This window comes from Pseudomonas caspiana, assembly GCF_040224095.2.
GTDB classification, from domain to species: Bacteria; Pseudomonadota; Gammaproteobacteria; order Pseudomonadales; family Pseudomonadaceae; genus Aquipseudomonas; species Aquipseudomonas caspiana.
In genome coordinates this window covers 3,874,326-3,892,285 of record NZ_CP167995.1, presented here as the reverse complement: position 1 = coordinate 3,892,285, position 17,960 = coordinate 3,874,326, and the positions used below count along the sequence as shown (strand labels likewise).

Genomic DNA, 17,960 nt, shown 5'->3' with positions numbered 1-17,960 from the left:
TGGGTTCTCACTTAATGAGCTCTTTCAGTCATGGCCAGAATAATTTCATAAAGCTCGGACTTCGCCTCGTCTGCGGAAATTTCATCCATTGCGGCGGCATTGGAAAGTGCATCCGCCGCGCCGAGCATGGCGCGTAACTGGGCATTTGAAATCTGACTCGGTTTACTGTGACTTCCCAGCGCTGCTCGACATTTGTCCATGAAGATCAGTTCGTAATCACGTTTGATTTTCTCCAGCTCAGGAGAGCTGCTCAGTGCTGCGATCACGCCAGGGATTTCCCGGCCTTGCAGCAGCACACAATCGACGTAGGAGTCGGCAATGACCCTCGCTCGCGCCTGTACGGTCGCATCGCTGTTGCGCAACGCTTCGTCCAGGCGAGAGGTTTGTCGAACATCGAAATCTGCATAGAGTTTGGCCAACAGCAGTGGGCGAGTGGGGAAGTGGTCATAGACGACAGGTTTGGTAACCCCGGCGATTTGCGCCAGATGCCCCAGCGTCAGGCTTTCTGTGCCTTCCTCGCGAACAATTTGCCATGCCACCTCCATTAACTGGCTGAGGCGACCTTCCCGAGACATGCGTTGGCGCGGCTTTGCGTTTGGAGACTGGCTTGACACGCTTATATACCAAAGGTAACTTAAAATTAATGTACGAAAAGTATATAGCTGTGAACATCCATCAGCAATCATCCAGCGTCGGAGCTTTACCATGCACGCACTCATCGTCGTCAGCCATCACGATTCCAACTCCCTCACTCACGGTATTGCCAGGCGCATCGCAGAAGGCATCAGCGATGCAAGCGAGGCCAACACGGTCGAATTGGTCGACCTGGCTGCTTCGGGGTTCGATCCACGGTTTACCGCTGCTGATATCGCAGTCCATCGAAAAGAAGGGCCGTTTCCGGCGGACGTGGCAGCCGAGCAGGCTCGCATTGATCGCGCAGATGCTTTGATTATCGTGTATCCGGTTTACTGGTGGTCCATGCCTGCGCTACTCAAGGGATGGATAGACCGGGTCTTTTCCAATGGCTGGGCGTTTGACTTCAGCGCTGAAGCGACCCTGATCAAGAAGCTCACAGACCTTGAGGTGCATCTGGTAGGCGTCGGCGGTGCAGATGCTGGAACCTATGAGCGTCACGGCTATGCGTCGGCCATGAAGACGCAGATAAATCACGGCATCTTTGATTACTGCGGGGCCAGGGTGATCACGTCCGAGCTGATGCTCGATTCAGAAACGCAGGAACCTGCTGTTCATCTGAACGCTGCCTACAAGAAAGGCAGCGTCATTTTTCCCTTGTAAGCGCCAGCCGCAACCTGGCGCCGTGATTACTCTTTGACGTCCATGAACTCTTTGGCCCAGGCCACATAGTTCTCAGGCAGGGTGTAGGTGTGGGTCAACTCGGTAGCGCTGAGGTTCGACGTGCTGTGTGTAACCTGGCGCTGGGCGCGCAGTGAGTCGTAAGTCGCCTTGATCGCTGCGAAGTAGGCGCCGTGGCCCTTGACGATGATGCGCACGCCCAGGCTGGCCAGGCGTTGCGAATCGTTGAGCTTCGGATTTCCGTAGGTCACCAGCATCAGTGGCACGCTGAGGTGTTCCGATATCTGCTCAAGGTGTTCGAAGTCATTGATGCCTACGATGCAGATGCCGTCAGCACCGGCTTTTTCGTAGGCCTTGGTACGTTCAATAATGTCTTTGACCGGCAACACGCCAGCATTCGTCCGGGCAATGATCGACAGTTCAGGATCGATGCGTGCTTCCAGAGCGGCTTTGACTTTGCCGATGCCTTCTTCGATGGTAATCAGGTCGGTCGATTTGCGACCAAACTGCGCAGGCAGCAGCGTGTCTTCAATCGTCAATGCCGCTACGCCAGCGCGTTCAAGCTCTTCAACGGTACGCATCACGTTCAGGGCGTTGCCATAACCGTGGTCGGCGTCGGCGATGACAGGCAGCTGTGCAACGCGGCCGATTCGGGTGGCCTGTTCAGCAAACTCACTCAGGGTAATCAGCGCAAAGTCTGGAGCTGCCAATACCTGCAGCGATGCCACTGAACCTCCCAGGATGCCTACCTCAAAACCCAGGTCCGCGGCGATTCGTGCAGACATCGGATCGAAGACAGAGGCGGTTTCAAAGCAGGTTTGTGAAGCAAGCAGCGCGCGAAAATTCTGGCGCAGCGCCAAGTGGGAAATTCTGGGCATGACGTTTCCTGATTCTAGGCATCTTCTATTCGTAGTGGCGCGAGACTACCACGCACAAAAATATAGGGTTATGACGTTTGAGAATGGCCCATGCACAAAGTGCATGATCGCCGTCTGGCAGGGGGTTGTGCTTGAGCTGAAACGATTTTCATTGCGCCTGTCCGCGCAACGGGTTTTTATCAAAATTACAATCAGGGTGCTGCTTCTTGCTATTGATAGCCTGATTGAACGCTATCGCGAGCAAGGTGGAGCGCCACCCTGGTCACTCCTGCAAGTGACTGCATTCCAGTTAGATAATCATGGGTGGCTGATGGCTCCCGCCGCGGCGCTGACACTCCGCCATCGCGCGGCTAATCCAGGACCCTGTGGGAGCAGGGCTTGCCCGCGATACAGACACCGCGGTCTGGCAGATAGATCACCTAAACCTTATCGCGGGCAAGCCCGGCTCCCACAGAATTTACGCTTGCAGGCGAATATAGAATCACCCTCAGAGCCGATCAGACCTGTTGGATCAGAAACACCGCCTCGCAAACACAGTGGCTGAAGTTGCTCGTGTGTCGGCGCAGGCGGCAAATGTGTGATCAGACGCTTAGCGTCGATCCAGCCAGACAGTCTGCGCATTGCAGAATTCGCGCAGGCCGAAGTGCGACAGCTCGCGGCCGAAACCGCTTTTCTTTACGCCACCAAAGCTGACCCGTGGATCGCTGCCACTGTAACCGTTGATGAACACGCCTCCGGTTTCCAGTTCGTCGGCCATTTTGCGAGCCTGATCAACGTTGCGGGTGTAGACAGTGGCGGTAAGGCCAAACTCGCTGTCATTCGCCAATGCCAGGGCATGCTCGGCGTCCCGGGCCGTGATGATCGAGGCAACCGGACCAAATAACTCTTCCTTGAACGAGGTCATCTGGTCGGTAACGTTGGCGAAAACCGTTGGCTCATAGAAGTTGCCGGAGCCTTCTGTTTTTCTCCCGCCGAGCAACAGCGTTGCGCCTTCTTTCAGGGTGGCTTGCACCTGACCATCCAGCTCATCACGCAGATCAAAACGGGCCATCGGGCCGACGTAAGTGTCTGCCAGTAATGGATCGCCGACCGAGAGCTGGCGAGTTGCCTCGACGAACTTGCGGGTGAACTCTTCGACCACACCTTCTTCGACAATCAGCCGTTTGGCCGCTGCGCAGACTTGCCCGCTGTTCTGGAAGCGGCCGATCAATGCGGCCTGTACCGCGTCGTCCAGGTCAGCATCATTGAGCACGATGAATGGGTCGGAGCCGCCCAGTTCCAGTACGCATTTCTTCAGCGCTGCACCCGCCTGGGCGCCAATCGCCATGCCGGCGCGAACGCTGCCGGTCAGGGTGACAGCTGCGATGCGTGGGTCGGCGATCGCTCTGGAAACGCCATCAGGCGTGACGTTGATGACTTCGAAAACACCGTCGATAAAACCTGCGCGCTTGAACGCGTCCAGCAACAGATAAGCACTGCCCATCACGTTTGGCGCGTGTTTGAGAACGTAAGTGTTACCGGCGAGTAGTACTGGAACTGCGCCGCGCAGCACCTGCCAGATCGGGAAGTTCCACGGCATCACTGCCAGGATCGGCCCGAGAGGGCGGTATTCGATTTGCGCTTTGCCGCCTTCAACCAGTGTCGGCTCGGCATCGAGCATGGCCGGGCCGTGCTCGGCGTACCACTCGCAGAGTTGTGCGCATTTTTCGATTTCGCTTCGGGCCTGAGTAATCGGCTTGCCCATTTCCTGAGTGACCATGTTCGCCATATTAGCGGCGTTGTCCCGCAGCGCTTTGGCTAACGCAATCATCAGTTGTGCACGTTCAGTCACCGGCGTTTTACGCCATGTGGCAAATCCGCTGGATGCGCGCTTCAACGCTGAGTCCAGAGCCAGTTCTGATTCAAATGCGTAGTGGCCGATCTGTTCGCCATTGGCGGGGTTGATCGAAATAGCATGGGTAACGCTGGAGATAGTATTCATTGCACCGTCCTGTCGGGTGGGATTGGGTTCAGATTACGGTGGTATTGTTTTTATGAAAACTGAATAATGCTGAGCGTATCTTTCACGAAAGGAGAATGGTGTGGATCTGGTTCAGCTGGAAATGTTCAAGGCGGTGGCCGAGCAGGGCAGCATCAGCGCAGCGGCGCAGCATATTCATCGCGTGCCTTCAAACCTGACCACGCGGATCAAACAGCTGGAACAGGATCTGGGCGTGGACCTGTTTATCCGCGAAAAAAGCCGTCTGCGTCTTTCGCCAGCAGGCTGGAGTTTTCTCGATTACGCCCGGCGCATTCTTGATCTGGTAGGGGAGGCGCGGGCCACGGTTGCCGGTGAAGAACCCCAAGGCTCATTTGCGCTGGGTTCACTTGAGAGCACAGCGGCGGTGCGGATTCCCGAACTCTTGGCGGCCTATAACCAGCAATACTCCAAGGTTGAACTGGATCTTTCCACCGGCCCTTCTGGAACCATGATCGACGCCGTACTGGCCGGTCGGCTGGTCGCGGCTTTTGTCGACGGTCCGGTTTTGCACCCGGCACTTGAAGGTGTACCCGCGTTCGAGGAGGAAATGGTGCTTATTGCGCCGCTCAACCATGCGCCGATTGGTCGAGCGCTGGATGTCAGCGGCGAAAACATTTACGCCTTTCGCTCCAACTGCTCTTACCGGCACCACTTCGAGCAGTGGTTCGCCGACGACTCAGCTGTGCCTGGCAAGATCTTCGAAATGGAGTCGTATCACGGCATGCTGGCATGTGTCAGCGCCGGTGCTGGTCTGGCGCTCATGCCGCGCAGTATGTTGCAGAGCATGCCGGGCTGTACCACCGTCAGCGTCTGGCCGATGGCAGAGGCGTTCCGGTTTTTGCGCACCTGGCTGGTATGGCGCAAAGGCACCGTGTCGAGAAGTTTGACCATGTTTGTGCGCATGCTGGAAGAGCGGGGCGTGGTCCAGCAAAAATGATCAAGCACCTGATCAGTAAAAGCCAACTTGTTGGCGAGACGTCGAATTTACACAGTTACATGTTCGGTCTCGCCAATAAGTTGGCTTTTAACAGGTCTGTTTCAAACTATCGTTCTAAACAATATTCATCATCACGACTTAAAACTTCTGTTTCCTGAAGAAATACGGAGAATACCCTGCATTGCAAACCCTGCCCCTTGGCAGATCCATTGTTCAGGATTTTCTTCATGCGTTTCTCTCTTCTCTGTACTTCCGCAATTGCCGTCTCTCTTCTCGCCGGTTGCGCCTCTGCGCCCAATCAGCCGACCCGTGTCTTGCAGACGGCGAAATCGCCAGAGCAATATACAGATTGCCTGGTGCCCAAGTTGCAAGAGCGTAAGTTCACGCCGACGTTGTCACAAAGTCAGCGCCACTACCGGATTGTCGTCTCCAGCGCTATCGCGGCAGACAATGTAATTGAGGCGTATAAGGCCCCGGCGGGAGGGAAGGTATTCTTGTATGAGCGCCGCCCGTTGGCTTCCAGTTTCACGCCTTCCAGTTTCGAACAGGCAGCGCAGGAGTGCCTGTAACGACCTGACTCAGTGCAGCACGCTGCGCTGACGCGTCGCCCTGTCTGTGACTGATCCTCACGCCTTCATTTTTTTTGACCAGCGGTTGATTTAGTCGCAGCCGCTCAAGCGCAATGGTTTGCGGAGTCAGGAGCGATCAATGTGTTGCTGGGGGGGAGCTTCCCCGGGACGCGCTATCTTCAGACGCATCCCGGTCAAGCCTTCTCCCTCGAATCACACCCAGCTTTCGACCCACATCCACATCGGCATGGTCACCGCCGATACCAGCGTCGACAGGCAAATGGCCGAGCTGGTTTTCTGCACGTCTTCTTGCGTTCGTGAGAAGCCCAATACATTCAACCCGCAAGGCGTCGCTGCCATCAGCATCAAAACCGCACGTGGCGTGCCGCTGATCCCGATAATCATGCAGGTCACCAATACCAGCACGGGCATGATCAGCAGTTTTGCAAAGGTAATACCGACTGCCTCGATACTGGGGCGCAGACGATAACCTGCAAGATTGCCGCCGAGCACGATCAAGGCGCAGGGCAGGGCGGCCTGAGCCAGCCAGGTCGTCAGGTGATCGGCCCACAACGGCATCGTCAGGCCCGAGAGATTAAGCAACACGCCGAGCAACAGGCCGATGATCATCGGGTTGGCCAGGCTGCCGACCAGGGTTTTGGCACTGAAAGGCTCATCACCGGCGAAGCTGTTGTAAAGGCTCTGGAAGCTGAACAGCAACAGGCTGTGCACCGCCAGAATGGTAAACAGCAGGACCAGACCCGGATTGCCGAACAGGCTGGCAACCAGCGCAATGCCCATTAACCCGTTATTGCCAAAGGCAGCGGTCAGACCAAAAGGTGTCGGGTGACCGATGCGCCAATGGGCAACCAGATTGACCCCGGCAAAGATGATCAACGCGGGAATGAAGTAGGCCGCCAGAATCGTTGTGTTCAGGCCCTCATGCAGCGGTGCTTTGGTCATGCCGATGAACAGCACCATGGGCATGAATAGCTTGAACGCCAGTTCGCCAAAGGCTTTGTTGCTCTCCGCGGTCAGCGTGCCGCGACGACGCAGAAAGTAGCCCAGAACAATCAACAGAAAGATCGGCAAGATAGCTTGCGGCACGGCCACGGCAAAAGGCTCCGGCAGAAAATGTGCGGGCATTATTATCGTGGATGGTTGATCTGTCAGTGCTTTTCTCGGAGGTATCCGTGGTTCGGCGTACTGATTGCTGCGCCTCGCTAGCCTGATGTTATGTGGTCTTTGCTGGACGAGCTCTTCACCAGACCTTAGCTCGCCTTGATCTGTGCCTTGGCAATGATTTCCTTGCTGATGTCATACGTCGAGCGAATCACCGCCTCGCTTTGTTCAGTGCTCAGCCGCTGAGGAGCCAGGCCCAGTTTCTGTAGTTCGGCGATGGTTTGCGGTTCGGCCAGTACTTCATCGAATGCGTTGCGCAGTACTTCCAGCACGTGAGGGGGCGTTTTGGCGGGCGCGACGGCGAGGAACGCGCCGGAGAAATTCCACTGCGGATAGGTTTCCTTCAGCGATGGAACGCCCGGCAGATCCGGCGCCTCATCTGTGCCGAAGAACGCCAGGCCGCGCAGTTTTCCCGCCTGCACGAAGCTGTTGGCCAACGGGTCGGACACCAGATCGATATGCCCCGCGGCGGCATCAGACAACGCCTGGGCGCTGCCTTTGTAGGGCACATGCAGCAAATCGATGCCGCTGAGCAATTTGAAATATTCCGTGGAGATATGCCCCGGCGTGCCATTGCCTGAGGTGCCGTAAGTCAACTTGCCCGGATTCTTTTTCGCGTAGGCGATCAGCTCGGCAATGGAGTTGATCGGCAGTTTCGGGTTGACCGCGATCACCGAGCGCGAACCTGCCAGATGGGCAAGCGGCGTGAAGTCTTTGAACGGATCAAATTGGACATCGACCAACTGCGGCGCGATCGCCAGATTCCCCACTGACGCGTTGAACAGGGTATAGCCATCCGCCGGTGCGTGTGCCACGTAGGCTGCCCCGATGGTGCCGGCTGCCCCGGGTTTGTTCTCTACCACGATAGGCTGGCCGAGCTTGTCGCCCAAATGTTTGGCAATGATCCGCGCAATATTGTCGTTGGTGCCGCCCGGTGTGTAGGGCACTACATAAGTGATGGGCTTGGACGGAAAGGCAGGTTCAGCGTGGCTTGTCAGCGGCAGCAAAGCGATCAGCGCCAGTGCGCTGTGACGGATAAAGGGCAACATCGAATACACCTTATAACGCGGTAGCAGAAGTTGATTGCAGCCCGCAGGCAACAAAACATGGACAGCCAAGATAATTTATTTTTATTATTAATCTAGCTAGACATTTGGTTTTGTTATATCGATTTGTTCTATGTTTACAACTTTTTCCAGATCCGGATTTTTCACCGGGTACTCGCCGGGAGCCATCAGAGTGCCAACCCACACATGATGTTTGCCGTTCATTCCATTATCGAGTCATTCCATGAGCAAGCTTGATCGACACATGCGCCTGGGCCTGTTCATACAGGCCGCAGGTCACCATTCAGCGGGCTGGCGCTACCCTGGCGCCCAGGCAGGCAGCGAGAACTTTCCGTTGATCCGCCAACTGACCCTGGCCGCTGAGCGAGCCAAATTCGACATGGTGTTTTTCGGCGACAAGCTGGTCACCACTGGCAAAGAACATCCTTCGATGATCGTGCGTCTGGAGCCGGTGGCATTGCTCGGCGCATTGGCTTCCATTACCGAAAATATCGGTCTGGCAGCGACGGCATCCACTACGTACAGCGAGCCGTACACCATCGCCCGGCAATTCGCTACGCTCGATCACCTGTCTGCCGGGCGGGCTGCCTGGAACGTGGTCACCACCGGTTACGACAGCGCCGCCAACTTCACCCGCGCCACCCATCCGGATCATGCCCAGCGCTACGCGGTCGCCGAAGAGTTCGTTGATGTGGTGCGTGGTTTGTGGGACAGCTGGGAGGACGACGCCTATGTGCGCGATCAGGAGTCCGGCGTCTATCTCGATCCAGGCAAGCTGCATGGGCTTGATCACAAGGGAGAGTACTTCAACATTGCCGGTCCACTTAACGTGACGCGCGGGCCGCAAGGTCACCCGGTACTGATTCAGGCGGGATCTTCCGGGCCAGGCATGGCGCTGGCGGCACGGATTGGTGAGGTGGTATTCACGGCTCAGCAGGGCCTGGCAGAAGCTCAGGAATTCTACCGGGAACTTAAGCAGCAGGTCGTCGCCCAAGGGCGCAAGCCCGAACATTGCCTGGTGATGCCGGGCATCATGCCGATCATTGGCGCGACGGCTGCCGAAGCGCAGGCGCGCTTTGATCAACTGCAAAGCTGGACCGATCAGGAAGCCGCGCTGTTGATGGTTTCAGATCGTCTGGGGCATGACCTGTCCGGGTTCGATCTGGATCAGCCGTTGCCTGACTTGCCGCTGCCGCAAAACATGAAGAGTCGGGCGCAATTACTCCTGGACCTGTCTCACCGCGATGGGCTGACCCTGAGGCAGATTTGCAATCTGGCGGCGGGTGCCCGTGGGCACAAGATCGTCGTTGGCACTCCACAAACTGTGGCCGACGAGCTGATTGCCTGGTTTGAGGGGGAGGCCGCTGACGGTTTCAATCTGATGCCGGCTTACTTTCCTGAAGGCCTGGAACACTTCATCGATGGCGTGCTGCCGATCCTGCGCAAGCACAAGCTGTTCCGCGAGGAATACAGCGGCACGACGTTGCGTGAGCACCTTGGCTTGCCCATTCCGGCTAATCGTAACGGACAGCAGAAATGATTGCGCCGCGCCAGAAAATCGATTTTTGCGTCGGTGTTCTGTACCTGGTGGTCGGCGGCACATGTGCCGTCATCGCCAAAGGGTATTCGCTGGGAACTCCGGCGCAAATGGGCGCGGGCTTTTTCCCCTTCTGGCTGGGGATTGGGCTGGCCTTGCTCGGCCTGGGCGCCATCGTCAGTGCCTGGTCACGGCAACGTGAGCGTCAGGCGCTGGGGACGTGGCCACTGTCCGGCCTTGGCTGGATTTTGCTGGGCATCGCGCTGTTCGCGTTGTTGCTCAAATCTGCCGGGTTGATCCTCGCGACCGTCGTTCTCGTGCTGATCAGCAGCCGTGCCAGTCATGAGTTTCGCTGGCGAGCCAGCTTGATCAGTGCCGTGGCAATCAGTGCGTTCTGCGCCTTGGTCTTTGTCGGCGGGCTGAGTCTGCCCATGCCGCTGTGGCCCTCTTTCTGACTCTGGATTTTTCCGTGGAATTACTTGATCACCTCGCGCTGGGTTTTACCACCGCGCTGACTTTTCAGAATCTGCTGTACGCCTTCATGGGGTGTCTGCTGGGCACACTGGTGGGCGTCTTGCCGGGCCTTGGGCCGGTGGCAACCATTGCCATGCTGTTGCCCGCGACTTACGCGTTGCCGCCTGTGTCGGCGTTGATCATGCTGTCGGGTATCTATTACGGCGCCCAGTATGGCGGCTCGACCACTGCGATTCTGGTCAACCTGCCGGGGGAATCGTCGTCGGTGGTCACGACCCTGGACGGCTATCAGATGGCGCGTCGCGGTCGTGCGGGTATCGCACTGGCAACTGCGGCCATCGGTTCGTTTTTCGCCGGTACGGTGGCGACACTCCTGCTGGCGGCATTCGCCGGACCCTTGACCGACCTGGCCATGGATTTCGGCCCGGCAGATTATTTTTCGCTGATGACCTTCGGCTTGCTTGGGGCGGTGATTCTGGCTTCCGGCTCGGTCTATCACGCGGTGGGCATGATCCTGCTGGGGCTGCTGCTGGGTCTGGTAGGCACTGATGTCAATTCCGGTGTGGCGCGTTTTTCTTTTGGGCAAATCGAATTGCTCGATGGCCTGAATTTCGTCTGCCTGGCGATGGGCTTGTTCGGGGTCGCGGAAATTGTGCGCAATCTGGAAGGCACCGAGGCTCGCGAGACCTTCACCAAAGGGCTCGACCGTTTATGGCCTGACCGCAAAGACTTCAAACGCATGTGGCCGGCCATTTTTCGCGGTACTGCGCTGGGCAGCGCCTTGGGCGTATTGCCGGGTGGTGGAGCGGCGCTGGCGTCGTTTTCGTCTTACACACTGGAAAAGAAGGTTTCACGCAATCCCGAGGAGTTCGGCAAAGGCGCCATCGAAGGTGTGGCCGGACCTGAGTCAGCCAATAACGCCGCAGCGCAGACGTCGTTCATTCCGCTGCTCACCCTGGGCATCCCGTCCAATGCGGTGATGGCGATGATGATTGGTGCGATGGTGATCCATAACATCCAGCCGGGGCCGATGGTCATGAGTCAGAACCCGGATCTGTTCTGGGGGCTGATCGTGTCCATGTGGATCGGTAACCTGATCCTGCTGGTGCTCAACCTGCCGTTGCTGGGCATCTGGGTAAAGCTGCTGAAAGTGCCGTACCGTCTGATGTACCCGGCGATCCTGGTGTTCTGTTCGATCGGGGTTTTTTCGGTGCAGAACTCGCTGTTCGATATCTGGCAAATGGCATTGTTCGGTGTGGTCGGGTACGTGTTTGGCAAGCTGAAACTCGAGCCTGCACCTTTGTTGTTGGGCTTTGTTCTGGGCCCGATGATGGAGGAGAACCTGCGCCGTGCCTTGTTGATTTCCCGGGGTGACTTCGGCGTGTTCGTGACCCGCCCGATCTCGGCGACGTTGTTGTGCGCCAGTGTGGCGTTATTGATTCTGTTACTGATTCCGACGTTCAAGCGCAAGCGGGTCGAGGCGTTTCAGGAAGAGTGAAGGAAGCGTTCTCGTTCGCGGCAGGACCTGATCCGGCCGCGTGTCTGTGTCGTTGCGTGATAAGAACTGACACCGTCTCGTCGCGCGGCAACCCCGAACCTGTAGGAGTGAGCTTGCTCGCGATTCATTTTTCCAGCCGATAAGTTATCGCCTGACCTGACGCTATCGCGAGCAAGCTCACTCCTACAGGACGGAGGGTTTCCCGGAAGAATGATTTTATGCCATGGCCTGATATAAACAACATGTAGTGATAACCAAAAATAATATTAGGTTAGATCGCATTGGCATTTCACAGGCCTGTATTGAACGCTTATGTTCATGCTCAGTCCGGCCGGAAAATCGCCATTGCGCCCAGACGGTGAGCACTACTCAGCGCAAGCAGGCGATTTCTGAAGCTGCCTGTCAGTAATGCTTTTTAGCGAAGCCTTGCGTGCCGTCCCGCGTTCTAGCCACGAGGTTTTCATGACACAGATTGTAATCGCCACACAGCATGACGAAGAGGTCAACGAGCTGCTGCGCCAGCGTTTGCCTGAGTACACATTTGTGCCGGTTGGCACCGGTACGCCGAGCTCGATTCCTGCCGAGGCGACTATTTTGTTGGCGCGACCGGTGTTCTGCGCGGGCAGCGGTGAGAAGCCGCCACGCCCAGAGGGCTGGCCGTTCAACCTGCAATGGATTCACCTGTCTTCGTCGGGGATCGATACCTACCCTGAATGGCTGTTCGAGGTTCCGAAAGTCACGTCAGCCCGAGGCACCTCTGCGGTGGCTGTCGCGGAATTTGCCTTGGCCGCGATTCTTGCCAGCGCCAAACGTTTCCCTGAAGTCTGGATATCCGAAGCCGCGCAGTGGCAGCGGCATTCCTTGCAGCTGGTCAGTGGCAGCGTGTTGGGAATCGTAGGGTTTGGAGCGATAGGCAGTGCCTTGGCGATTCGCGCGCAAGCATTGGGAGTGAGGGTGATTGCCACCAACCATTCCGGCAAGCCGTTCTATGTGCCGGGCGTGGAGCGGGCGAAGAGCGTGCAGGCGCTGTTCGCGGAGTCTGACCATGTGGTCATCGCGGCCCCGGCGACGGAGGAGACACGGCATCTGGTCAACGCAGAGCTGCTGAGTCACGCCAAGCCGGGTTTGCACTTGATCAACATCGCGCGGGGGAGTCTGGTGGATGAGGACGCACTGGTTGCAGCGCTGGATGCAGGGCAGTTGAGCCGTGCAACGCTGGATGTCGCCCAGAAAGAGCCATCGCCCGCCGACCATCCGTTCTACAGCCACCCGAAAATCCGCCTGTCGCCACATGTTTCTCCGGCTACCGGCGACCTGTGGGGCAATGTCGTCGACCAGTTCGTGAGCAACCTGCTGCGCTTCCATAAGGGCGAGCCGCTGGCTGAGCTGGTGGATTTCAAGCGGGGGTATTGAAGGGGCACAACTCCTATCAAACAAAACATAACCCACTGACTAAATGCGGCTTTTTTGTGGGAGCGGTGCTTGCCCGCGATAAGGCTGGACGCGGTTCACTTTGGATTGTGTCCAGCCTTATCGCGGGCAAGCACCGCTCCCACAGGGGCGTATTCCAACTCAGAATCGCTCAGATCCCACTCAAACCGCGATCTGCACCGCGCGCTCACCCAGCGCTTCGCTGACCACTTGCGCAATCACCTGCGCTTCGGTCCGCACCAGCCAGTCCGGGCTGACTTCAGCAAAGATCACTTCGCCGTGCTGACCGATCACCACCACTGCCGGTTGCGGCAATTCCCAGGTGCCGGTGCCGGTGACTTCGCCAATACCGCCGCCACCTTTGCTCAGCGCCGCCTTGCGCGACGCTTCGTCGAAACTGTAGAGAATGCCCAACTGCCGCGCCAGAGTGTTGTCCTTGTCGGTCGCAACCTGAAACCGCAAGTCATGACGCTGTTTGATCTCGATCAGCCGCTCCGGTACTTGCGGACTGACCGCCACCAGCGGCACACCCAGTGCCTGCAATTTGGGGAACAGCTGGCGTTGGTAGTAAGGCAGGGCAATGTTGCACGCCGGGCAGCCCGCAAAACGGAAGAAAATCAGCACTGCGGGGCCGTAAGCCGTGAGTTTTTCACGCGTCAGCGTGCTGCCTTCGACATTGAGCAACTGGAAGTCCGGGATTGGATCGCCGCTCTGCACAAAGCGCGCATGTTGCGCGGCATCCACCAGGGTCTGGCGCTGATTGATATTGACCTGCAAGGCTTCCGGCGCCCAGGTGGTCAGGCGTTCGGCATGCAGGTCTGCCAACAGTTGGTTTAATGATTCACTCATGGTTGATGCTCCTGATGTCAGTTTTTCTACTGAGGAAGGGGTTTGCTTTTATGCATGACAGCGGCTTACTTGAGGCATGCAGGTGTTTCTTGCGCGCACTTCTGTGGGAGCATGGCTTGCCAGCGATAAGTTCACCGCGGTCTGAAGTGAATCGCGTCCAGCCTTATCGCCGGCAAGCCGCGCTCCCACAGGTAGTCACTTGGCTAGAATGTCTGGTTCAGGCGTCAGCCGGACGCCGCACCCGATGCGGAATATCGTCGTCGGCGATCAGCACACGCTCCATGCGTCGCGGATAGTCGCCGTAGTTGTAGACCGGGTAGTGCAGGGTGGAGCGGTTGTCCCAGAAGGCGATGGAGTGCTCGCGCCATTTGAAGCGCACGTGGTGTTCCGGCTTGTTGAATTCCTGAAGCAGGCGCTCGATCAGCCGCTTGCTGCGCTCCGGCTCCCAGCCGATCACCGACGGGTTTTGCGAGAAGTTGATGAACAGGCTGTCTTCGCCGGTTTCCGGGTGTGTGCGCACCAGTGGATGGGCCAGGATCGGGTAGTCGTAGCCCACCGCATCCAGGGATTTTTTGAAGTCATGGACTACAAACAGCGTGTCGATTTCTTCGCGCAGTTGATCCGGCAGCGCCCTATACACCGCACCAGCGTCGGCCCAGACAGTATCGCCGCCAACTTCCGGCAGGTCCACGGCCCTCAGGATCGCGCCGAAAGTGGGCTTCAATAGCCAACTGGTGTCGGTGTGCCAACGCCCGGTGGTTTTGGGGCCGTACAACTCACGTGCATCCTGGGCCTGAATCAAGTGCGCATAGGGTTTGCTGGTGTCGTTCTTTTGCGTAGTGGGGTGTTCGTACAGTTCGCCGAAGGCCTTGGCGAAGGCGATCTGTTGCTCGGTGTTGATGTTCTGGTCGCGGAAGAAAATCACTTTGTGCTCCAGCAACAATGCGCGGATCTCGTCGCGTTGTGCTGCGGTGAGCGGCCGGGTCAGGTCGACTCCGGCAATCTCTGCGCCGATGGTGGGTTCCAGGCGAGTGACTTTCAGGGATCTGACAATCTGCAGCGCAGGTTGCTGATGAGTATCGACTTGGGTCTGCTGTTCGAGAATCGCGGACATGGCGGGTGACACCTCTGTTTTTTGTTAAGGGTTAACCTCCGCCTGGAGAAGGGGTCGGGTAGGGAAGCTGACTTGCTGTTGGATATATAAGCATAATGATTTGCTTAACTATGCGAATTTTTCATGATTAACATAGAACAAAAATGCATGTGCTGATTCCATCTGGCTAACCCTGTGCACATTTCAAGATCATTAAATTTAATAATTAGCTTAGATTAAAATGTGCTTTTTAAATGTTTTCTTGTGCGTTTAGGCTGCTCCGACACGTACCGCATCTGTCGGTCCTGAATATCTACGGAGCAGCCCCATGAGCAATGTCAGTTCCCTGCCTTTTCAATCCCAGCCGACCGGCTCCGGCAGTGTCCGCGAGCGCGTATCGCCAGAAGAATGGGAGGTAAGGGTCAAACTGGCGGCGGCTTACCGTCTGGCGGCACAGAAACGCTGGACTGACCACATTTACACGCACTTTTCGGCGCGCGTGCCGGGTAAGGAGGAGCACTTCCTGATCAACGCCTTCGGCTTGCTGTTTGATGAAATCAGCGCGTCGAATCTGGTCAAGGTCGATCTCGACGGCACCATCGTTGATGACCCGACAGGCCTGGGTATCAACTATGCAGGCTATGTCATCCATAGCGCTATTCACGCCGCCCGCCATGATCTGGTGGCTGTGCTGCACACCCATACCCGCGATGGCATCGCCGTTTCCGCACAAAAAAGTGGCCTGCTGCCGATCTCCCAACATTCGCTGGGCTTCTCGGGTCGTATCGCTTATCACGGCTACGAAGGTGTGGCACTGGACCTCGACGAGCGCGAAAGGCTGGTAGCTGATCTGGGCGACAAGAGTGTGATGATCCTGCGCAATCATGGGTTGTTGACTGGCGGTGTCAGCGTCGAACACGCATTCCAGCAACTGCATCGACTGGAATACGCCTGCAATATTCAGGTGGCCGCTCAATCAGCCGGCAATGACGAGCTGATCTATCCCCCGGCTGAAGTCGTGGCCCGGGTTGAAGAGCAGGCCAAGGTCTTCGCTGATGGTCATGGTCCGGGTGTTGCCCGTCACTGGAATGCCCTGATTCGTGAGCTGGAACGCAGCGATACCTCTTACAAGGAGTGATGCGTTTCTGTAGGAGATCGCGCGCTATCTCTCGGCAAATATTGAACCTGTAGGAGCTGCCGGAGGCTGCGATCGCGGTACGTCAGGATGACTGCTTCGCAGCCTTCGGCAGCTCCTACAGGGTCTGTTTTTCAAAAATCCGCACTTGATGTGATGTTTGATGTAACGCTCCTCTCAGGAAGAAAACCATGTCCGAAAAAGCCCTTGATTCACACACTTCGGAAGGCGGTTTTCTGATCGTCGATAAAGCTCCTTCAACCGCGACTTCTGCACGTCGGGAGCGCTGGAAAGCGCCGGATTTTGCATTGCGTCTGCTGAGCCCCATCGCCTTGCTATTGCTCTGGGAGCTGGCTTCGCAACTCGGTTTGCTGCCCAGCCGGGTAATTGCCGCACCGTCGCAAATCGGTGGCACCTTGTGGGCGATGATCGAGTCCGGTGAATTGGGGACCCACTTATGGGTTTCCCTGCACCGGGCACTGCTGGGACTGGGTATAGGTGTGTTCATCGGCGTAGTAGCCGCGTTGATTACCGGCCTGTCGAAGAAAGGAGAGGTGATCCTCGACTCGCCCATGCAGATGCTGCGCACCATTCCCTCGCTGGCATTGGTGCCGCTGTTCATCCTCTGGTTCGGCATCGGCGAGTTCACCAAGATCGCGCTGATCGTCACCGGAACCACGTTTCCGGTGTACCTCAATCTGTACTCCGGCATTCGCAACATCGACCCCAAGCTGATTGAAGCGGCCAACACTTTGGGCCTGAATCGTCGCCAGTTGATCTGGCACGTGATCCTGCCAGGTTCCTTGCCATCGTTTTTCGTCGGCCTGCGTTACTCCTTGGGGATTTCCTGGCTGGCGCTGGTGTTCGTCGAACAGATCAACACCACTGCAGGTATCGGCTATCTGGCCAGTGATGCCCGAGACTTCATGCGCACCGATGTGATCGTTATCTGCCTGCTGATCTACAGCGTTCTGGGGCTGGTCATCGATGCAATTATCCGCACGCTGGAGCGCTATGCGCTGGCCTGGCGTCCCACTTTCGCGAGGAATTGAACATGGCTGCTCTGGACATTTTGCACTCCCATTCGAACCCCTCGTCGTTAGCAGAACCTGCGCCGGTGCAACTGCGCAATGTGGTCCGTCAGTTCGGTCAGCAAAAGGTGATTGATGAGTTGAATCTGGATATCGCGCCGGGTGAGTTCGTCGCCTTGCTGGGCGCCAGTGGCTCGGGGAAAACCACTTTGCTGCGCGCACTGGCAGGGCTGGACTCTATCGACAGCGGGCAATTACGGGTGCCGTTGGCGCGCGCAGCGGTGTTTCAGGAGCCACGCTTGATGCCGTGGAAAAGCGCCTGGAAAAACGTCGTGCTCGGTCTGGACATTAAAAACCCGCATGGACGTGCCCTTGAGGCATTGAGCGAGGTGGGGCTGGCTCATCGGGTCAATGCATATCCGGCGACCTTGTCAGGCGGGGAAGCGCAGCGTGTCGCCCTGGCCCGAGGGCTGGTGCGTGAACCCAAGTTACTGTTGCTCGATGAACCGTTCGCCGCGCTGGATGCGTTGACCCGGATTCGCATGCATCAGTTGATCATCGAGCTATGGCGCAAACACACCCCGGCGGTGTTGTTGGTGACCCATGATGTGGACGAAGCGATCCTGCTGGCGGACCGGGTTATCGTGCTGGAACAGGGCAAGATTGCCGCTGAGGTGCGTATTGATCTGCCACGCCAACGCAGCACCGGGCAGGCCGGATTTCAGGCGATTCGTACGCGGTTGCTGGGCTTTTTGGGTGTAGAGAGCGCGGCGGTTCATGAGGCTGTTGAGGCCCCTGCGGTGCAGGATAATCTGCGCCGGTTTGCGAATGTCCGGTGAGTCCCCTCAAGGCTACGTTTGTGAAGACATGACCCCTGTGGGAGCGAGGCTTGCCCGCGATAATCTGTAAACCCGATCGCGGGCAAGCCTCGCCCCTACAGAGAAT

General features: G+C 57.3%; 17 protein-coding genes. 10 read left to right on the top strand and 7 right to left on the bottom strand.

Annotated features, from left to right (window positions below):
- Positions 1-11: 11 nt before the first annotated feature.
- Positions 12-575, bottom strand: coding sequence for a TetR/AcrR family transcriptional regulator (locus ABRP31_RS17810; protein WP_349969549.1), 564 nt, complete (start codon positions 573-575; stop codon positions 12-14).
- A gap of 130 nt (positions 576-705) precedes the next feature.
- On the opposite strand from ABRP31_RS17810, the gene ABRP31_RS17805 reads away from it, so the two are divergent.
- On the top strand, positions 706-1,296 hold the full coding sequence (locus ABRP31_RS17805) for an NAD(P)H-dependent oxidoreductase (protein WP_349969548.1): 591 nt from the start codon (positions 706-708) through the stop codon (positions 1,294-1,296).
- Between the two features lie 26 nt (positions 1,297-1,322).
- On the opposite strand, the gene ABRP31_RS17800 is transcribed toward ABRP31_RS17805, so the two are convergent.
- The gene (locus ABRP31_RS17800) at positions 1,323-2,192 is read right to left on the bottom strand and encodes an oxaloacetate decarboxylase (protein WP_349969547.1); all 870 of its coding nucleotides are present in this window, start codon (positions 2,190-2,192) and stop codon (positions 1,323-1,325) included.
- Positions 2,193-2,781: 589 nt separating this feature from the next.
- Positions 2,782-4,173 (bottom strand): aldehyde dehydrogenase family protein, encoded by a 1,392-nt coding sequence (locus ABRP31_RS17795; RefSeq protein ID WP_349969545.1) that lies wholly within the window; start codon positions 4,171-4,173, stop codon positions 2,782-2,784.
- 100 nt (positions 4,174-4,273) lie between these two features.
- Between ABRP31_RS17795 and ABRP31_RS17790 the strand changes: the two genes are divergently transcribed.
- Positions 4,274-5,149: a LysR family transcriptional regulator gene (locus ABRP31_RS17790; RefSeq protein WP_349969544.1), complete on the top strand. Its 876-nt coding sequence runs from the start codon at positions 4,274-4,276 to the stop codon at positions 5,147-5,149.
- Between the two features lie 227 nt (positions 5,150-5,376).
- Positions 5,377-5,718, top strand: a complete 342-nt coding sequence (locus ABRP31_RS17785; RefSeq protein WP_349969543.1) for a hypothetical protein — start codon at positions 5,377-5,379, stop codon at positions 5,716-5,718.
- A 213-nt stretch (positions 5,719-5,931) separates the two neighbouring features.
- On the opposite strand, the gene ABRP31_RS17780 is transcribed toward ABRP31_RS17785, so the two are convergent.
- Together ABRP31_RS17780 and ABRP31_RS17775 are read right to left on the bottom strand one after the other, a co-directional pair.
- A complete protein-coding gene (locus tag ABRP31_RS17780; RefSeq protein ID WP_349969589.1) occupies positions 5,932-6,831 on the bottom strand; it encodes an AEC family transporter in 900 nt (299 codons plus the stop codon).
- 158 nt (positions 6,832-6,989) lie between these two features.
- Positions 6,990-7,949, bottom strand: a complete 960-nt coding sequence (locus ABRP31_RS17775; protein ID WP_349969542.1) for a tripartite tricarboxylate transporter substrate binding protein — start codon at positions 7,947-7,949, stop codon at positions 6,990-6,992.
- Positions 7,950-8,190: 241 nt separating this feature from the next.
- On the opposite strand from ABRP31_RS17775, the gene ABRP31_RS17770 reads away from it, so the two are divergent.
- The 4 genes from ABRP31_RS17770 to ABRP31_RS17755 all read left to right on the top strand — a co-directional run bounded on the left by ABRP31_RS17770 (position 8,191) and on the right by ABRP31_RS17755 (position 12,889).
- Positions 8,191-9,507 (top strand): LLM class flavin-dependent oxidoreductase, encoded by a 1,317-nt coding sequence (locus ABRP31_RS17770; protein WP_349969541.1) that lies wholly within the window; start codon positions 8,191-8,193, stop codon positions 9,505-9,507.
- The gene (locus ABRP31_RS17765; protein ID WP_349969540.1) at positions 9,504-9,959 is read left to right on the top strand and encodes a tripartite tricarboxylate transporter TctB family protein; all 456 of its coding nucleotides are present in this window, start codon (positions 9,504-9,506) and stop codon (positions 9,957-9,959) included. The genes ABRP31_RS17770 and ABRP31_RS17765 overlap by 4 nt, the downstream gene beginning before the upstream one ends.
- Before the next feature lie 14 nt (positions 9,960-9,973).
- Positions 9,974-11,476 carry a tripartite tricarboxylate transporter permease gene (locus ABRP31_RS17760; protein ID WP_349969539.1) on the top strand — a complete coding sequence of 501 codons (1,503 nt, stop codon included), beginning with the start codon at positions 9,974-9,976 and terminating at the stop codon, positions 11,474-11,476.
- A 462-nt stretch (positions 11,477-11,938) separates the two neighbouring features.
- Positions 11,939-12,889: a D-isomer specific 2-hydroxyacid dehydrogenase family protein gene (locus ABRP31_RS17755; protein WP_349969538.1), complete on the top strand. Its 951-nt coding sequence runs from the start codon at positions 11,939-11,941 to the stop codon at positions 12,887-12,889.
- Positions 12,890-13,069: 180 nt separating this feature from the next.
- Here the strand turns inward: ABRP31_RS17755 and ABRP31_RS17750 are convergent, their stop codons facing one another.
- Together ABRP31_RS17750 and ABRP31_RS17745 are read right to left on the bottom strand one after the other, a co-directional pair.
- Entirely contained in the window at positions 13,070-13,756 is a 687-nt protein-coding gene (locus tag ABRP31_RS17750; RefSeq protein ID WP_349969537.1) for a peroxiredoxin-like family protein, read from the bottom strand.
- Between the two features lie 217 nt (positions 13,757-13,973).
- A complete protein-coding gene (locus ABRP31_RS17745) occupies positions 13,974-14,870 on the bottom strand; it encodes a TauD/TfdA family dioxygenase (RefSeq protein ID WP_349969536.1) in 897 nt (298 codons plus the stop codon).
- Between the two features lie 307 nt (positions 14,871-15,177).
- Here ABRP31_RS17745 and ABRP31_RS17740 point away from each other — a divergent pair, with 307 nt between their 5' ends.
- The 3 genes from ABRP31_RS17740 to ABRP31_RS17730 all read left to right on the top strand — a co-directional run bounded on the left by ABRP31_RS17740 (position 15,178) and on the right by ABRP31_RS17730 (position 17,854).
- Positions 15,178-15,987 (top strand): class II aldolase/adducin family protein, encoded by an 810-nt coding sequence (locus ABRP31_RS17740; RefSeq protein ID WP_349969535.1) that lies wholly within the window; start codon positions 15,178-15,180, stop codon positions 15,985-15,987.
- Positions 15,988-16,175: 188 nt separating this feature from the next.
- Positions 16,176-17,036 (top strand): ABC transporter permease, encoded by an 861-nt coding sequence (locus ABRP31_RS17735; protein WP_349969534.1) that lies wholly within the window; start codon positions 16,176-16,178, stop codon positions 17,034-17,036.
- Positions 17,037-17,038: 2 nt separating this feature from the next.
- Positions 17,039-17,854 carry an ABC transporter ATP-binding protein gene (locus ABRP31_RS17730; protein WP_349969533.1) on the top strand — a complete coding sequence of 272 codons (816 nt, stop codon included), beginning with the start codon at positions 17,039-17,041 and terminating at the stop codon, positions 17,852-17,854.
- The last annotated feature ends 106 nt before the right edge of the window (positions 17,855-17,960 follow it).

What these genes read in the sequence shown, in the direction of transcription:
- ABRP31_RS17755 (WP_349969538.1), top strand. Translation starts at nt 11,939, where the DNA reads ATGACACAGATTGTAATCGCCACACAGCATGACGAAGAGGTCAACGAG.
- ABRP31_RS17740 (WP_349969535.1), top strand. Translation starts at nt 15,178, where the DNA reads ATGAGCAATGTCAGTTCCCTGCCTTTTCAATCCCAGCCGACCGGCTCC.
- ABRP31_RS17775 (WP_349969542.1), bottom strand. Translation starts at nt 7,949, where the DNA reads ATGTTGCCCTTTATCCGTCACAGCGCACTGGCGCTGATCGCTTTGCTG.
- ABRP31_RS17735 (WP_349969534.1), top strand. Translation starts at nt 16,176, where the DNA reads ATGTCCGAAAAAGCCCTTGATTCACACACTTCGGAAGGCGGTTTTCTG.
- ABRP31_RS17785 (WP_349969543.1), top strand. Translation starts at nt 5,377, where the DNA reads ATGCGTTTCTCTCTTCTCTGTACTTCCGCAATTGCCGTCTCTCTTCTC.
- ABRP31_RS17795 (WP_349969545.1), bottom strand. Translation starts at nt 4,173, where the DNA reads ATGAATACTATCTCCAGCGTTACCCATGCTATTTCGATCAACCCCGCC.
- ABRP31_RS17745 (WP_349969536.1), bottom strand. Translation starts at nt 14,870, where the DNA reads ATGTCCGCGATTCTCGAACAGCAGACCCAAGTCGATACTCATCAGCAA.
- ABRP31_RS17800 (WP_349969547.1), bottom strand. Translation starts at nt 2,192, where the DNA reads ATGCCCAGAATTTCCCACTTGGCGCTGCGCCAGAATTTTCGCGCGCTG.
- ABRP31_RS17765 (WP_349969540.1), top strand. Translation starts at nt 9,504, where the DNA reads ATGATTGCGCCGCGCCAGAAAATCGATTTTTGCGTCGGTGTTCTGTAC.
- ABRP31_RS17810 (WP_349969549.1), bottom strand. Translation starts at nt 575, where the DNA reads ATGTCTCGGGAAGGTCGCCTCAGCCAGTTAATGGAGGTGGCATGGCAA.
- ABRP31_RS17770 (WP_349969541.1), top strand. Translation starts at nt 8,191, where the DNA reads ATGAGCAAGCTTGATCGACACATGCGCCTGGGCCTGTTCATACAGGCC.
- ABRP31_RS17730 (WP_349969533.1), top strand. Translation starts at nt 17,039, where the DNA reads ATGGCTGCTCTGGACATTTTGCACTCCCATTCGAACCCCTCGTCGTTA.
- ABRP31_RS17805 (WP_349969548.1), top strand. Translation starts at nt 706, where the DNA reads ATGCACGCACTCATCGTCGTCAGCCATCACGATTCCAACTCCCTCACT.
- ABRP31_RS17750 (WP_349969537.1), bottom strand. Translation starts at nt 13,756, where the DNA reads ATGAGTGAATCATTAAACCAACTGTTGGCAGACCTGCATGCCGAACGC.